General features: G+C 44.0%; 18 protein-coding genes. 12 read left to right on the top strand and 6 right to left on the bottom strand.

Annotated elements, in window-relative coordinates; all coding sequences use genetic code 11:
- Positions 1–55 precede the first annotated feature (55 nt).
- Complete coding sequence (locus tag GQY27_RS21885; protein WP_268893012.1) at positions 56–181, bottom strand: hypothetical protein; 126 nt, start codon at positions 179–181, stop codon at positions 56–58.
- A gap of 292 nt (positions 182–473) precedes the next feature.
- Here GQY27_RS21885 and GQY27_RS04530 point away from each other — a divergent pair, with 292 nt between their 5' ends.
- The 4 genes from GQY27_RS04530 to GQY27_RS04515 all read left to right on the top strand — a co-directional run bounded on the left by GQY27_RS04530 (position 474) and on the right by GQY27_RS04515 (position 3,685).
- Positions 474–764 (top strand): hypothetical protein, encoded by a 291-nt coding sequence (locus GQY27_RS04530; protein WP_160032326.1) that lies wholly within the window; start codon positions 474–476, stop codon positions 762–764.
- A gap of 88 nt (positions 765–852) precedes the next feature.
- A complete protein-coding gene (locus tag GQY27_RS04525) occupies positions 853–1,737 on the top strand; it encodes an ABC transporter ATP-binding protein (RefSeq protein ID WP_160032510.1) in 885 nt (294 codons plus the stop codon).
- Positions 1,730–2,509 carry an ABC transporter permease gene (locus tag GQY27_RS04520; protein WP_160032325.1) on the top strand — a complete coding sequence of 260 codons (780 nt, stop codon included), beginning with the start codon at positions 1,730–1,732 and terminating at the stop codon, positions 2,507–2,509. Before GQY27_RS04525 ends, GQY27_RS04520 begins: the two co-directional genes overlap by 8 nt.
- A gap of 96 nt (positions 2,510–2,605) precedes the next feature.
- Positions 2,606–3,685 (top strand): AI-2E family transporter, encoded by a 1,080-nt coding sequence (locus tag GQY27_RS04515; RefSeq protein WP_160032324.1) that lies wholly within the window; start codon positions 2,606–2,608, stop codon positions 3,683–3,685.
- Positions 3,686–3,792: 107 nt separating this feature from the next.
- Here the strand turns inward: GQY27_RS04515 and GQY27_RS04510 are convergent, their stop codons facing one another.
- Positions 3,793–5,145, bottom strand: a complete 1,353-nt coding sequence (locus GQY27_RS04510) for a hemolysin family protein (RefSeq protein ID WP_160032323.1) — start codon at positions 5,143–5,145, stop codon at positions 3,793–3,795.
- 309 nt (positions 5,146–5,454) lie between these two features.
- Between GQY27_RS04510 and cls the strand changes: the two genes are divergently transcribed.
- Together cls and GQY27_RS04500 are read left to right on the top strand one after the other, a co-directional pair.
- Positions 5,455–6,900 carry a cardiolipin synthase gene (cls, locus tag GQY27_RS04505; RefSeq protein ID WP_160032322.1) on the top strand — a complete coding sequence of 482 codons (1,446 nt, stop codon included), beginning with the start codon at positions 5,455–5,457 and terminating at the stop codon, positions 6,898–6,900.
- Positions 6,901–7,079: 179 nt separating this feature from the next.
- Positions 7,080–7,970 carry a YitT family protein gene (locus tag GQY27_RS04500; protein ID WP_236570493.1) on the top strand — a complete coding sequence of 297 codons (891 nt, stop codon included), beginning with the start codon at positions 7,080–7,082 and terminating at the stop codon, positions 7,968–7,970.
- Positions 7,971–8,104: 134 nt separating this feature from the next.
- Here the strand turns inward: GQY27_RS04500 and ligD are convergent, their stop codons facing one another.
- The 4 genes from ligD to ku form a co-directional block, all read right to left on the bottom strand.
- Positions 8,105–8,995 carry a non-homologous end-joining DNA ligase gene (gene ligD / locus GQY27_RS04495; protein ID WP_160032321.1) on the bottom strand — a complete coding sequence of 297 codons (891 nt, stop codon included), beginning with the start codon at positions 8,993–8,995 and terminating at the stop codon, positions 8,105–8,107.
- Positions 8,995–9,954, bottom strand: coding sequence for an ATP-dependent DNA ligase (locus tag GQY27_RS04490; protein ID WP_160032320.1), 960 nt, complete (start codon positions 9,952–9,954; stop codon positions 8,995–8,997). The genes ligD and GQY27_RS04490 overlap by 1 nt, the downstream gene beginning before the upstream one ends.
- A 29-nt stretch (positions 9,955–9,983) precedes the next feature.
- Positions 9,984–10,853 carry a VOC family protein gene (locus tag GQY27_RS04485; protein WP_160032319.1) on the bottom strand — a complete coding sequence of 290 codons (870 nt, stop codon included), beginning with the start codon at positions 10,851–10,853 and terminating at the stop codon, positions 9,984–9,986.
- A gap of 180 nt (positions 10,854–11,033) precedes the next feature.
- Positions 11,034–11,945, bottom strand: coding sequence for a non-homologous end joining protein Ku (gene ku, locus GQY27_RS04480; protein WP_160032318.1), 912 nt, complete (start codon positions 11,943–11,945; stop codon positions 11,034–11,036).
- A gap of 150 nt (positions 11,946–12,095) precedes the next feature.
- Between ku and GQY27_RS04475 the strand changes: the two genes are divergently transcribed.
- The 6 genes from GQY27_RS04475 to tsaD all read left to right on the top strand — a co-directional run bounded on the left by GQY27_RS04475 (position 12,096) and on the right by tsaD (position 15,641).
- Positions 12,096–12,401, top strand: coding sequence for a hypothetical protein (locus GQY27_RS04475; RefSeq protein WP_160032317.1), 306 nt, complete (start codon positions 12,096–12,098; stop codon positions 12,399–12,401).
- Positions 12,402–12,403: 2 nt separating this feature from the next.
- Positions 12,404–12,586, top strand: coding sequence for an H-type small acid-soluble spore protein (locus GQY27_RS04470; RefSeq protein ID WP_160032316.1), 183 nt, complete (start codon positions 12,404–12,406; stop codon positions 12,584–12,586).
- Positions 12,587–12,769: 183 nt separating this feature from the next.
- Positions 12,770–13,258, top strand: a complete 489-nt coding sequence (tsaE, locus tag GQY27_RS04465; protein WP_236570481.1) for a tRNA (adenosine(37)-N6)-threonylcarbamoyltransferase complex ATPase subunit type 1 TsaE — start codon at positions 12,770–12,772, stop codon at positions 13,256–13,258.
- Positions 13,255–14,064 carry a tRNA (adenosine(37)-N6)-threonylcarbamoyltransferase complex dimerization subunit type 1 TsaB gene (tsaB, locus tag GQY27_RS04460; RefSeq protein WP_160032314.1) on the top strand — a complete coding sequence of 270 codons (810 nt, stop codon included), beginning with the start codon at positions 13,255–13,257 and terminating at the stop codon, positions 14,062–14,064. Before tsaE ends, tsaB begins: the two co-directional genes overlap by 4 nt.
- An 18-nt stretch (positions 14,065–14,082) precedes the next feature.
- The gene (gene rimI, locus GQY27_RS04455; protein ID WP_160032313.1) at positions 14,083–14,604 is read left to right on the top strand and encodes a ribosomal protein S18-alanine N-acetyltransferase; all 522 of its coding nucleotides are present in this window, start codon (positions 14,083–14,085) and stop codon (positions 14,602–14,604) included.
- Positions 14,601–15,641: a tRNA (adenosine(37)-N6)-threonylcarbamoyltransferase complex transferase subunit TsaD gene (gene tsaD, locus GQY27_RS04450; protein ID WP_160032312.1), complete on the top strand. Its 1,041-nt coding sequence runs from the start codon at positions 14,601–14,603 to the stop codon at positions 15,639–15,641. The genes rimI and tsaD overlap by 4 nt, the downstream gene beginning before the upstream one ends.
- Positions 15,642–15,917: the final 276 nt, after the last annotated feature.

Raw genomic sequence — 15,917 nt, 5'->3', positions numbered from 1 at the left:
GGGCTTTTTTTGCTCTATTCCTGCTTTTTTTTCGAGATTTCTACACAAAGTTGTCCTAACGTACAAGCAGTAAGCGTACAATAAAGTAGGTCAAGACGGGTGCGCCTACAATGACAAGTACAGGTAAGAGGCTGATGTGCCTCGATGCATTCCTCCTCCATTTTTTCACTGTTCTTCTCATCATCATTCCTCCTAAAATAACTATATTTAATAATACAAATTGTATCATTCCTCCTTACGTGTGTGAATGCGAAAAATGACTTATTTTCGTAATTATGATGCGTTTTTACCTTTACTTTCAGAAAAAACACGATTTGACCCCTAAAATACAGGTTATATTTGTAATATGGAGTGATTATTCTTGACAAAGATATAGGACTCCATTATGTTCAAGATACAAAAAGTATCGAATTTGATCGATTTTTGTAGTTCAAGAATGTGTTACACGTTACTTGAATGGGAGGGGATTTTTAGTGATAGGTACTCGTCGTTTTTATTGTGTGGCCTGCCAGAAAATTAGGTGGGTCGAGAATGAGTCTGTAAGTACTTTTGACTCAGATCGCATTACTGCCGATCTTATCTTCCGGACGGGATTCTATCGAAATGAAATGCCGCTAGGATATTGTGGTCACTGCCGTGAAATTCACCATCATCTGCAAGATCAAGAGCAGGCTGCGCAGCAGGAAAGTCATCATCTTCCTTCCATATATTCTCAAAAGAGTGCTTCACCTCTCGAATGTGGTACAGGTTGTATGGTACACTAACTTCTGAGCTTGAGTTTGGGTACGAATCTGTATGATATTTGATAAATAAGGAGTGAACTTGTCCGTGCATCAAGAACCGGTTGTTCGAATGCAAGGGGTCAGCAAAGTCATTTCTTCCCGCTATCTAGTACGAGACCTGACTCTGGATATCCATCCAGGCCAGGTCTTTGGTTTTTTAGGACCCAATGGTGCGGGAAAAACGACGACGATCCGTATGATGGTAGGGCTGATTTCGATCAGTGAAGGCGATATACATATTGCGGGGCATAGTATAAAACATGAATTTGAAGAGGCGATTCGCGAGGTAGGAGCGATCGTGGAGAATCCGGAAATGTATAAATTTATGACCGGGTACCAGAACCTCTTACATTTTGCTCGAATGTCACCAGGCGTAACCAAAGAACGAATCCAGGAAGCGATTGAACTCGTCGGACTTACGCAGCGCATCCATGATAAGGTAAAGAATTACTCTTTAGGTATGCGGCAGCGACTTGGCGTGGCACAGGCTATACTCCATCGTCCGAAACTGCTTATTCTAGATGAGCCGACGAATGGACTCGATCCTCAGGGAATTCGTGAACTGCGGGATTATCTCCGCAGACTATGTGATGAAGAAGGGACGACCGTCTTCGTATCCAGTCACCTTTTAGCTGAGATGGAGCTGATGTGTGATACGGTGGCCGTTATACAAAATGGAAACCTCATCGATGTGAGAAGCGTAAGAGAAGAGGGAGTAGTAACAGCTACGGAATATGTCTTTGAGGTAAGTGACGTGGATATGGCGTACAAGCTGCTTAAGGGTGAAGGAAGAGTAGAACAAGGGATGTTATATCTATCTGGAACGAGAGATGAAGCGGCAGCGCTGAATGCTCTTCTAGTGCAAAGTGGTATACAGGTATATGGAATTCGTGCTAGAAGGAATTCTCTAGAAGATCGGTTCCTAGCCCTTACAGGAGGTGAATCGATTGAGTAATTTTTTGATGCTTGTCCATAATGAGAATATGAAGATATACCGGCGTATGCGGACATGGGTCATGCTGGGTATTCTGGCCTTTATGTCGATCATCATTCCCTATCTCTTTTCCGGAGGCGGGGGAGGAGAGATGACTTCTTTCTGGGAGGGAGCGATGCTCTCCGTTACGTTTGTCAGCTTCCTGAATACGATCTTTGCTGTCGTAATTGCAGCAGATTCCGTAGCAGGGGAGTTCTCTTGGGGAACGATTAAGCTCTTGCTGATCCGTCCTTGGACGAGAAGTAAGATTCTTTTCTCCAAGTATCTTTCTGTTCTGTTATTCAGCATACTCAGTACACTTACGATGATTCTGCTGGCTCTTGGTACATCGTATCTGCTTCTATCTTCTACAGCAGATGTGGGGATGATACCTGAAAATATGACTCCAGCGAGTTATGCAGTGATTAGTTGGGTATTTGAATATGTAGATCTATTTATTACGATTGCGATTGCTTTTATGGTATCAACCGTATTTCGTTCGGGTGCGCTTGCGATTGGCTTGTCTCTATTTATCCTATTTACTCAGGGAATCTTCGGATTGATCTTTAATCCTGAACGTTATGTATGGGCGAAGTACATACTTTTTACGAATATGGATCTTAGTCAGTATATGTATGGGGATGGTCTTGGAGGCATGACCCTTGGTTTCTCCATGCTGATTCTCGCCGTGTATTATGCGCTCTTTATGGGAATCTCCTGGTACGTATTTAATAAAAGAGATGTGGCTGCGTAAAGCAGCATGACCGGATCGTAGTTACGCTTTGAGATATCCATACAGAAGCTTCCCTGCACATCGTAGACAAAATTTATGTGGATGGAGGGTCTGGCATTGACTCAAACAAACCGATTTTTCCGATTTCTGGTCGGAATTATTCTGGTCTTTCTTGTGATTTACCTGGGTTCAAAAGTAAATTTTATTTTTGACCCGATCATCTCGTTTGTCAGTATTATTCTTGTTCCGCTGATGCTGGCTGCATTTTTCTATTATCTGCTCCGGCCTTTGGTAGAAATTATGGCAAAACGAAAACTCAATCGTACGGTTGCTGTTCTCTTGATTTATCTGGCGATCACTCTTATTGTGGTTGGTTTCATTCTAGGCGTATGGCCGTCTCTTCGGGCGCAGTTCCTGGCATTCATCGAGAGTACACCTGATCTGCTTACGATGCTTGGGAAACAATTGAAGGATTTAGAGCAGAGCGGCGTTCTTGCCCAGTTTTTCCCGGAAGGTACGAATATATTATCTAAGGTGACTGACTTTGTAAATCAGGGATTCACGGTGGCCGCCAACTATTTGTCCGGTCTCGTTTCTTTCTTCTCGTCCTTTGTAGTCGTGCTCTTTGTTTCACCCATTATCCTGTTCTTCATGCTCAAAGAGGGCGGAAAATTTGGAGAGAACATTGTCAGCTTCCTGCCAAGACGTTTTCGGGATGAAGGTACGGACTTGCTGAATGATATCGATAACTCACTCAGTGGATTTATTGTAGGCCGTGTCATTGCGAACGTTGCATTAGGTGTACTCATGTACATTGGCTTTCTTATTATTGGTTTACCGTACGCGTTACTTCTTACCGTCGTCTCCGTAATTATGAATTTCATTCCGTTCATTGGAGCGATTGTATCTTCCATTCCGATTGTGATTATCGCCTTTACGGAGGAACCGATGATGGCAATCTGGTCGCTGGTTATTATCTTGGTTGCACAGCAAATTCAGGATAACCTGCTGGCACCGTACATTATGAACAAGACGCTGGATATTCATCCAATCACGACGATTGTCGTTGTCCTTGTGGGCGGAGATATCGGCGGTCTTATTGGTATGCTTCTTGCGATCCCTGTTTACATGACGGCAAAGATAATCGTTGGGCGTGTATATAACGTATTCTTTAAAGATCGCTGGGAAAAAGTATAGCGGAACCAGAAAGATTAACCACATGTATTATATTCTGAAAATAAAGCAAAATAAGGCCCGCATCCTCACAACAGAGGAAGCGGGCCTTATTCTATATAACAAAAGAATTACTCAGCCATAACAGTTTGTTCATTCAGTGTACTGGCGATAGGAACCTTCGTTGTAATCGCGACTTTGAGGAAGCGATTCTTCTCTTTTTCAATCAGAGTAAACGTAAGTCCATCAAATTCAAATTCTTCTTGTACTTCCATTTCCGGCTGATGACTGTACAGCCATCCACCGATTGTATCCCATTCATCGGTATCCAGAGCAGCAGAGAAAAGATCGTTTACTTTTGAGAGAGCGACTTTTCCGTCAAAGAGGATATGGTTCTCATCCATGATTTGAATTTCTTCTACCTCATCGGAGTCAAATTCATCTCTTATCTCACCGACAATTTGTTCCAGTACATCTTCGATGGTAACCATACCTGAAGTACCGCCGTATTCATCGACCAAGATGACAATATGATTGCCTTCTTGCTGCATTTTTTTCAGCAGGTCTTTGACCGGTGTAGTCTCATGTACTGCTGGAATCGGGTGAATCAAACTTTGGACATCAATCGTATTTGAATCGTTGCCGTAGTAGTCCAAGAAGAACTGTTTGGTATGAATAATTCCGATAATATCATCCTTGTTCTCATTCACGACAGGGAAACGAGTATACTGTTCTTCTTTAATAATAGCGAGGTTCTCTTCGACCGATTTACTGGCATATAGACATACCATATCCGTACGTGGAACCATAATTTCTTTGGCTAACATCTCATCAAAAGCAAAGATTCGGCTTACATATCCAAATTCACTTTGGTTGATCATGCCGCTTTCGAAACTCTCATTAATGATGATCTGCAGTTCCTCTTCTGAGTGAGCTTCTTCTTGTTCCGAAGCCGGTTTTACACCAAATAATTTAACTAGCTGGTTAGCAGAGCTATTTAAGATGAAAATAAATGGGTACATCACTTTGTTAAACCAGATAATGGGTCCCGCAGTCCACATCGCCACGGTTTCGGCTTTACGAATCGAGACGGTCTTAGGGGCCAGTTCCCCTACAACGACGTGTAAGTAAGTAATCAGCATGCAAGCAAGTACGAAAGATATCACCGATCCTACGGATTCGGGGATTCCCCAGCTTTCTACAAGCAACGGATGCAGAATTTTCTCAATCGTTGGTTCACCGAGCCATCCGAGTCCCAGTGAAGTGATGGTGATCCCCAGCTGACAAGCAGACAGATAACCATCCAGATTGGCAACCACTTGCCTTACAGCGGCTGCTTTCTTATTGCCCTCCGCAATTAATTGATCGAGCCGACTTGTTCTTACACGTACTATGGCGAACTCAATGGCTACAAAAAAAGCAGAGAATCCAATGAGCACTGCCACCATTACTAAATTTAACGCGTACCTACTACCTTCGTCCATTTCACATCTCTTCTCCTTCATGATTTTAAAATATATAAAAGTTTAACGAATATTATATCGCATCTTTCCTCTTATGACCAACTTGACATAAAGCCAAATCAGTGTTCTTAAGAAAAAATAACGCTCCAACACGTTATGTATAGACTTGTATATATATTATTGAAACATTTTATTGGGTTCCGAAACCGATCACAGGTGGCCGAAAAGAGAATTCTATACAGATGGGTGCATGAAATACACTAAAGATTGTCAAACTGTATAGATGACTGTATTCATTCGGTTTTATCAGATCAGAGGAGGAGCTTAGCGATGATAGGTACGGTTATCCTTTTTCTTATCCTGCTGTACTTGTTTCAGACGATGCTGCTGTTATTGCTGGAGTATAAGCGTCCAGAGAAAGCCGCTGTGTGGATCTTTATATCGTTCTGTCTGCCTCTGATTGGTATATGGTTGTATCGGATTGCAGGAAGACCTTACGGCAAGAGTGTGTCTATGACAAGAGAAGAGCGAATGGTATGGAATGAGATGCACTCACAGATTTCTGGAAAAGTAAGCAGAGTTACTTCCATAGAAGGCATGAAGAACGAAGAGTTTGCACATAACTTGCGGCTATACAATCTATTATCAGAAATTCCTAATAGTACAATCACCATTTGCAATCATACGGATTATTATGCGGAAGGAGATCCGTTGTTTACTGCTTTATATCAAGATCTCAAAGAGGCTAAGGAACATATTCATCTCGAATTCTATATTATTCGGCATGATATTATGGGCACGATATTTCAAGATTTGCTGATCAAGAAATCGCTGGAAGGGGTCCAGGTGAGAATCATATGTGACGGGTTCGGAAGCAAAAGTCTGTCGAAACCCTTCATCCAGCGAATGAAGGATGCAGGAGTAGAAGTTCATTTCTTTTTACCGCCGCTGCACGCCTTAAAACTTAGGAAAATAAATTATCGAAATCATCGAAAAATCGTAGTGATTGATGGCAAGATTGGTTATACAGGCGGGATGAATATCGGTGATGAATACAAAGGCGAATCGCTCAAAATGGGATTCTGGCGTGACACTCATATGCGTATGCACGGAGATGCTGTGTACTATTTGCAGATGGCTTTTATTAAAGATTGGAGACTCGTGAGCGGACAGACCTTAAGTTCTTCTTTAGTTCCCATTTTATTTCCTGAGCATCATTGTAAAGGGATGGAGCAAATACAAGTGATCGCGAGCGGACCTGATGAGACTAGGCATCCCATTCAGGAGATGTGTTTTAACGCCATTGCAACAGCGCACTCAAAAGTGTATATTACTACCCCTTATTTTATTCCCGATGTAGCGCTGATGACGGCGATTAAAACAGCAGCCCGAAGCGGGGTTGATGTAAGAGTCCTAATCCCCGGGAGAGCGGATTACAAGATTGTGCTGCTTGCCTCCTTGTCTCATCTAGAAGAGTTAATGGAAGCAGGGGTTACGTTCTACCGTTATCAGAAAGGGTTTGTTCATGCCAAAGTGGTGATTGTGGATCAATTACTCGCAGCGGTAGGGTCAGCGAACCTTGATATGCGCAGCTTCTACAGCAACTTTGAACTGACAGCAGTGATGTATTCTCGCAGGGCGTTAGACCAGCTGACAGCTGATTTTGAACAAGATTTACAGAATAGTAAACAAATTGAATTGAGTGAATTTAAGCAACGTTCTCGGGCCTCCAAGTGCGCTGAAGTCGTATGTAGGTTACTATCTCCGCTGCTTTGATGGTATTTACCGGATTTCTAAAAGAAAAACAAGTTTCTAATCGTTTATCTCTGTTTAGCTTCGTTTTTGTGACTTTTGTAACTTTGATATGTTATAATAGAGGTATCGAGTATGTCTTATGGCATAGAAAAAGTGAAAAGAAAAGGGGGAGTTCTATGTCAGAGATGACAACCAAAGAAATGGTGCCAAGTCAAAGTAAACAGACGAAGGCAAGCAGTTCTCCGCTTAGTCTCAAGCTTCTGCAACGAGCACTTCTAATCATTGTGGGAGCTACATTAATGGCAGTAGGTCTTGAAATTTTTCTTGTTCCAAATGGCGTTATTGACGGGGGAATTACGGGGATATCGATCATGTTATCCAAAATAACCGGTATGCCGCTGGGTGTTCTGCTCACCGTACTTAACCTGCCTTTTCTCTTCATCGGCTATAAGCAGATCGGCAAGACATTTGCGATTTGTACCTTCTTCGGGATCGTAGTGATGTCGATCGGCACACAAATGCTGCATCATGTCAGTGCGCTTACACCGAACGAGCCGCTGCTTGGGGCTGTATTTGGCGGTGTTATCCTGGGAATTGGTGTAGGTCTTGTGATACGTTCTGGCGGATCGCTGGACGGTACCGAGATTGTTGCTATTCTCCTTAGTGAAAAGTCCCCCTTCTCCGTTGGACAGATTGTTCTGTTCATTAACTTATTCATCTTCGTTATGGCCGGATTTGTATTCGGATGGCCGAATGCACTGTATTCCATCATTGCATATTATATTGCGATGAAGATGATCGACATCACGATCGAAGGTATGGATCAATCCAAATCGGTATGGATCATTAGCGACAAGTTCCGAGATATCGGTGAAGCACTTACCGACAGATTGGGACGCGGCGTTACATACCTCGATGGTGAGGGCGGTTTTAGCGGAGAAGAGAAGAAAGTAATCTTTGTAGTTATTACCCGATTAGAAGAAGCCAAACTGAAGAGTATTGTGGAAGATTGGGACCCGCAAGCATTTCTTGCGATTGGTAACATTCATGATGTAAAAGGCGGACGCTTTAAGAAAAAAGGAATTCATTAATATACGAATCCATTTCATGATTTCGTTAGGTTCATGAAGATGAGATGGACTCCATACATCACAGCCCGGCTGTTCCTAAGTTTATAGGACGCCGGGCTGTTTGTTTTAACAAATCAAATATATTACATAGGATCTCATGTCCTTGCCAAATGAGCGAGGAGAGGATCTAGCGGCTGAGCCGGGAGGGCTGCAATCAAATCCCCTTTTTCGGCGAGGCGTGCTCCAATATTGAGTAACGTGAAATCTTTAGGCGATACATCACGTGCTACTTCTTCCCATAAGAGAGGGGTAGAGACCGTTGCATGTTCTCTAGCTCGCGGCGTATAAGGGGCAGCAAGCGTCTTTCCTCCATAATGCTGTAAATAGTCAAAATAAATTTTGTCGCCGCGATCTTTTTTGAGTCGCTCTAGGGTGAACAGCTTTGGATGTTTCTCACATACATACCTGCCAACAAAATGACCGAGCCTTCGAAGCTGTTCAAACGTAATCCCTTTCCTGATCGGCACAATGATTTGTACACCGGTTGCACCGGATGTTTTGGGAACCGATTGAACCCCGAGTGAAGAGAGGACCTGGCCTACAATATGCGCGGCTTCCATGATTCTTGGTTCTTCTTGAAGTGTAGGGTCAAGGTCAATCATCCATTCACAGGGCAGAGTGCTACCTACCGCATGAAGAGAGGGGTGAAATTCCAGTGCAGCCAGATTGCCAAGCCATAGTAGTTCGGGCAGGCCGCTTAGCACAACGTAATTGATCTTCTCATGAACCGCAGTCTGAACAAAGGGCGGCAGCGGCTCGGGAGCGTTCTTCTGATAAAAGAATTCACCATGTACCCCATGCGGATAACGAATCGTAGTTAATAGGCGATCCCGGCAGTAAGTCAGAAGGTAAGGCGAAAGTTCGGCTAGTTTCTGTAAATAAATCGCCTTTGTTACACCCGCCTCCGGCCACAGCGGTTTGTCGGGATTCGTAATGGTCAGGGTCTGTCCTTGAATCTGAATACTTCCTTTTACCGTTCTAGCCATTACGAATCTTCCTCCTTCTGTGATAAAGTACAGTCCTTTGGCTGGATATGAGGAGCAAAGCTTTCGATAGTTGGATGACGCATCGTCCCCCCAGGTGTCCATTCGAGAAAGGTGATGCGAACAACGATCTCCGGGCGAATCCACAGAGCCCCTTGATATCGACCAGGCAAATGATCAAAAGGCATTTCTCGGGTGAGAAGGGGCTGAATGCGATCGGTAAGATCCCGCCAATCCTGAGCTGTGAATCTTCCGGTTCCCGCATGACCAATGTAGGAAAGCTCTCCATCCTCACGGTATAATCCGACAAGCAGAGAGTTTACGATGTTATCACGGAGCGTAACGCCGCCAATCACCGCATAGAGGTCACCGTTCTTCTTGCGCTTCTGCCAGCGATTATCTTTAACGCCCAGTGCATAGGTACTCGTCAGATCCTTAATAACAACCCCTTCTAGTTGCTGCGCTTTGGTCGCTTCAAAGAGAGCATTTCCATCCGGGAAGTTCTGCACAAGCTGTACAAGGGGCTGAGGTTTAATGATCTGGTTTAGCCGTTCCTGGCGTTCAGAAAGCGGAAGATGAGTAATCCATTCTCCATTCAGATAGAGAAGATCAAACACCATATAGGTAACGGGTACACTTCGTAATCCTTGCCGTATACTTCGTTCACTTCGCAGGCTGTCCCGCCGCATGATTTCATGAAAAGAAGGCTTACCGCCCGCAAACGCGATGAGTTCTCCATCCAAAATAAAAGAAGAAGCGGATGAATATACATCCGCCTGACCAAGTTCCGGGTATTGTATTGTCCGATCGTTTCTCTTGCGGTTCACGAGGCGTACTTCCTCACCATCATAATAAGTGAGCATTCGAACACCGTCCCATTTTACCTGAGCAATCCAGGGATGTCCTGAAGGAAAACGTTCGGTTCGAACCGGTTCAAAAGGAATGACGGGTGTAAGCTTCATATATCGCTTCTCCTTATGTGTAAGAGAGATCAGGCGTGAGTGATGCGGATCTGGATACCGAAGGGATCCATGACTCTAGCTTCTTCCGCTTGGCGGCTGACAGAGACTCCGTTCTGCTCAAGTCTTGTGAGAGCTTCTTCATACACGATCTGATTCTCAAAGATAATGGTAAAATAATCAATTCCAACAGCATCTGATGGAACTTTCGGTGCACCTTTGCCTGCCCATACATTAAGACCGATGTGGTGATGGTATCCGCCTGCGGATGCAAAAAGGGCTTGCATATAGCGGGAAGCGTCTACCACAATATCAAAACCAAGCAGATGATTGTAAAAATGGCGTGCTTCTTCTAGATCAGAGATATGAAAATGCACATGTCCAATGATGGTCCCAGCAGGCAGACCTGTAAATGGTATATTTCCCGCAAGCTGCAGCAGGCCTTCTACATCGACAGGGTCGGTTCCCATAATGTAGTTTTGATGCTCATCTTTCTTCCATGTGCTTCTTGGACGATCGGCATAAATCTCAATACCATGTCCATCCGGGTCATTGATGTATAATGCTTCGCTCACCGTATGATCGCCTTGCCCAATCTCAATTCCGGATTCGGCAAGATGTCGTAGTGCAATGCCTAGAGAAGTACGATCGGGCAGAAGAATGGCAAAATGATATAGTCCCGCATGGCTTCGTGGTGCAAGCCTTTTCGCATTCGGAATCTCTTCCAGAATAAGAAGCGGTGTAGAACCGCCTTTTGCTGTAAAGCTTGCTGTATGTTTTCCGCTGCGGGAGAACAAGGTTAGACCAACTACTTTTTCATAAAACAGAATGGACCGTTCCAAGTCACTTACACGAAGTTTTACTTCGCCGAGCACGGTATTTGGATGTATAGAATAAGTCATATGATAAATCCCCCTTATTTAAGTAAAGCTCACTTTATATAACTGAAATAAATATACTTAGTTACTTTGTGTAAGTAAGTATAAAGTGATAATCGCTTTACGTCAACAAGAAGAATTTATATAGATAGATTTTACGTTTGTTATACTCCTGTTTTGTTTGTTGTGCTTTTCATTCTTTCGTTATGCTCCCGATTCTTTCGTTTTGGCAGTTTTGCGTTTCTTTGGTTTTGGCGTAACGACTGGAGTCGTTTCTTCTGATTTAGCTGCAGCTGCCGTTTTGCGCGTCCGTTTCTTAGCAGGCGGTTTCCCTGGGTCGGTTGGTATCGGCTGCGTAGCTTCAATGCTTGCCTGAAGGGCAGCCATGAGATCAACAACGTTCGTCTCTGGCTTAGCAGGAGCTACTTTGAATTCTTCTCCCGCCACTTTATGCTGAATCGCATCAAGCAGGCGCAAGCGGTAGTCATCTGTATATTTTTTAGGCTCAAATGGAGTAGACAACTGATCGATCAGCATTTTAGCCATCGTGAGTTCTTTATCATTCACTTGGATGTTTTCCGGAAGATTCGGAACCTGAGAGACGGAGCGGATTTCGTCGGGATAAAAGATCGTTTCGATCGCCAGACATTCATCTAATACACGGATGGCAGCGAGACTGCTTTTCGAGCGAATTGAGATTTTGGCAATACCAATCTTGCCCGTATCCCTCATTGCGGACATCAAGAGCTGATAGGCATTAGCACCTGCTTGATCAGGGGATAGGTAATATGTTTTTTGAAAATAAATAGGGTCAATGTCGGTTAAATTTACAAAATCAAGAATGGCAATATTCTTATTAGACTGATCCGATAATTGCTCTAATTCCTCTTTTTCAAAAAGGACGAACTTCCCTTTCTCGTATTCATACCCTTTCGTAATTTCCTCCCATTTCACTTCAATATCACACGAAGGACACTTACGGATATAGGCAAGCGGACTTCCGCACACATTATGAATGTAACGCATCGAAATATCTTTATCTTCGGTAGCCGAGAACATTTTAACGGGGACATGAACAAGTCCGAAGCTGATGGCTCCCTTCCAGACGGTATGCATGATTTCTCCTCCTTCTTCTTGAATCTTTATCAATCCTGTTTTACTGCTATTATGGTCAAAAAAGGCCGGATTAATCCTGATTTCTAACGCATGATCTCCTTTCATAGCGGGCATAGTACATAAATCATTACTAAAGGGGGAAGCTAAAAGATGACATGGGATAATTCGGATTCACTTGAAGGAAGAGATGGAAAAAAGGATTGGAATCTTTCTTCTAATTTTGGAGGACCGGACATGATTGCTGTCGATTTAGTCAACTGGGAAGCTGTTACTGCCCCAGAAGATGAAGTCGAGGAATCATTCGAGAATACCGCATTTGACGTTGATCGAATGGTTAATGAAGGACTTGGCGGCGGCGAAGTTACACGGGATAACGGATATACCCAGGACAGTACGAGTGATGCTCTTTTTGATGAAAGTGAATTTCAAGTGAATGAAAAGAAAGGGGAGGAATAGGGATGGAAGCCACTCGCGCAAAAGCGATCTTTGATGCCAAAGAAAATTATGCTGTAAAATTAGACGGTGAAAAACCGGTATGGATCGAGCATGTGGATCTAGATAATAAAATGGCAACGGTGCAAATCGGAAATAATCCGCTGGATACGCATACCGTAAATGTAGAGCGACTTGTAGAAGGCTAACAGGTATCATTATTTAAGAGTGCTATGAACAGCAGAAGATTTGGAGAACTCGGGGGAGAGGTAAGTTCCTCCGGGTTCTTTGACTTGTTTTCGCCTTGCGAGTGAAAGTGTGGAACTATATAATGAGATGAAGTATTTTGTTATCCTTACGTAAGGATAATGGACCGAAAGAAGGTTGGCACATTGGTACAAGAACATCAGGAATGGGTGTTTCACTCTAAAGGTGTACAAGATACAGACAAATTGGCAGCTGTCCTTGCGAATTTAGCGACTCCTGGAGCCGTCATTGCACTTGATGGAGATTTGGGTGCGGGAAAGACGGCATTTTCTCAAAGTTTTGCAAGACATCTCGGTGTAGAAGGGGTTGTGAACAGCCCTACGTTTACACTGATTAAAGAATATATGGGAAGACTTGCACTATATCATATGGATGTGTACCGTATTTCTCTAGATGAAGCTGAAGGACTCGGTCTTGATGAATATTTCTACGGTGAGGGTGTAAGTCTGGTAGAATGGTCGAGCATTATCCCTGAACTGTTGCCCGAAGCTCATCTGCATATTCAGATGGAAGTAACGGGAGTCGAAGAACGAGTGATTCGTTTAGATGGGTACGGAGCACCTTATGCTGCATGGTGTCAGGAATTAAGCAGAAGTGGAGTCGATAAGGGATGAACGAACATCAGCCGCGTCAGCGGTTTTTGGCGCTTGATACATCGACAGCTGTGCTTGCCGCAGCGGTCATGTCAGAAGAGTCACTAGTAGCTGAAAGTAATACAAGAGCAGATCGTAATCATGCCGTGCATGTAGTGCAGGCTTTGAAGGATCTGATGGAGAATAATCAAATAATAAAAGAAGAGGTAGCGGGCATCGCTGTCGGCATTGGACCGGGTTCTTATACAGGGGTTCGCATCGCGGTCACTGCGGCCAAAACATTAGCTTGGGCTTGGGGTGTACCTGTAGCTGCGGTATCTAGTCTTGCTGCACTTGCTTTAGGCGGACTTCATGATTATGTGAACGATACCAGCTTGGTGGAAAATCCTCAAGAATCAATAGAGGAGTCTGACAGCCGATACTGGGTTATACCGCTGATGGATGCGCGTAGAGGTCAAGCTTATACTGCGTTATTTGAAGGAGAAGGAGTAAGTTCTGAACTGCACCGAATGGAGCCTGATGCGATCAGACTGGTTGATAGCTGGGTAGATGCGATTGGAACGCTGCTAAGTGAACTGCCTTCTTCGGATGCACCGGATGGAATACTCTTTGTAGGAGATGTAGAGCCGCATAGGCAGACGCTTGAGAAACTTCAGACGATGCAGCCTGAAGTTACGATTCATCTTCGATCTTATGAGATGGAAGGGCGTTATGTTGGCAAGCTCGGAGCAGCAAAATTGCTTCAAGGGGAGCAGGAAGATATTCATAGCTTACTGCCGAATTACACGCAGCTTGCCGAAGCGGAAGCAAATCTTCTGCGTAAATGAAGGGAGTCGTAGAACTCTATGAATGGTAACGAAGAGAAAGGACAGCTCGTTTTCCGGATGATGACGATGCAAGATATACCGGATGTCCTTATCATTGAACAGGATTGTTTTACATTACCATGGACGGAAAGTGCGTTCGTGAATGAACTTACACATAACCATTTTGCGAAATATATGATTATGGAACTAGACGGTAAACCGATTGGATATGCAGGGATGTGGACAATCATTGATGAAGCCCATATTACGAATATTGCCGTACTGGAAGCTTACCGTGGCAGGAAGCTCGGAGAGAAGCTGCTTACGGAACTGATGAAGACAGCAGCCTATCTCGGAATGACCCGAATGACACTCGAAGTCAGAGTCTCGAATACGGTAGCACAAGGTTTATATGAGAAAAAAGGATTCAGACCTTCCGGACTCCGCAAAGGATATTATTCAGATAATAATGAAGATGCAATGATTATGTGGGCTGATTTACCCGCAAGCGTGCACCTGGGGACGGAAGAAACAGAGGAAGGAAGTCTAAGAGATTCATGACACAATCGTCCTTACAAAATACAAGTTATATACTCGCAGTAGAGACAAGCTGTGATGAAACGTCCGTTTCTGTAATTAAAAATGGACGCGAAGTATTGGTGAACCTGATTGCAAGTCAGATAGAAACCCATAAAGCTTTTGGCGGGGTTGTACCGGAAGTTGCTTCCCGTAAGCACGTTGAGGTCATTACACTCATTATGGAGCAGGCTATTGAAGCATCGGGTATCGAGCCTAAGGATCTATCCGCGATTGCGGTTACGCAGGGACCAGGTCTTGTAGGTGCACTGCTTGTAGGTATCGTTGCTGCCAAGACGCTCGCGATGGCTCTTGATAAGCCGCTGATCGGAACCCATCATATTGCAGGGCATATCTACGCAAATCGTCTCGTGGAAGAGATTGAATATCCGGCGATGGCACTGGTTGTATCCGGCGGACACACAGAGCTTACTCATATCCCTTCGGAAGGAAAGTTTGAAGTGATTGGACGTACGCGGGATGATGCAGTAGGTGAAGCTTATGACAAAGTGGCGAGGGCACTCGGTTGTCCTTATCCAGGCGGGCCGCATGTGGACCGGATGGCTCATGAAGCGAAGACGGTAACACCGCTTCCTCGGGTATGGCTTGAACCGGATTCTTATGATTTCAGCTTCAGTGGTCTGAAGTCCGCTGTGCTGAATATTGTTAATCAAGCATCGATGAAAGGCGAGACTCTTGATCGCAGCAGTGTGGCGCGTGGTTTTCAGGAATCAGTCGTTGAAGTGCTTGTTGAGAAAGCTGTTCGTGCAGTTCGCGCCTATGGTTCCAAGCAGCTTCTGCTTAGCGGTGGGGTTGCTGCCAATAAAGGTCTGCGTAAGGCACTCGAGGAACGCTGTGCCAAAGAAAACATCAAACTTCTCATTCCGCCAATGGAATACTGTACTGACAATGCGGCGATGATTGGAGCAGCAGCTTACCTGAAATGGGAACGCGGCATGTTTTCGGATCTGAAGATGCAAGCAGAACCAGGATTATCACTGGAGAATTGGTCTGTAGAGTAAGAAATGAAACACGATGAGTATGAGATTAATAAGAGTATAGGACCATCAGATAGTAAGATAAAAACACAAAAAATAAGATAAAGATCATAAAGATCAAAAGTCGACATCTTCTATAGATGATCGACTTTTCTTTTGTGCGGAGACCAATAATTGAGATTAACGTCATTAACTATAAAAAGGCAAATCTGTCAAGTTGTTAACAAAGTTATCCACATATCCGGAAGGAAATGGGGATAAATCCAAAAAAGTGAGTAATATTACGTTTTCGCAAATAAA

It is taken from the genome of Paenibacillus sp. An7 (genome assembly GCF_009870785.1).
Lineage (GTDB): Bacteria > Bacillota > Bacilli > Paenibacillales > Paenibacillaceae > Paenibacillus.
The sequence above is the reverse complement of the archived record's forward strand: the minus strand, read 5'-3'. Positions and strand labels throughout refer to the sequence as shown.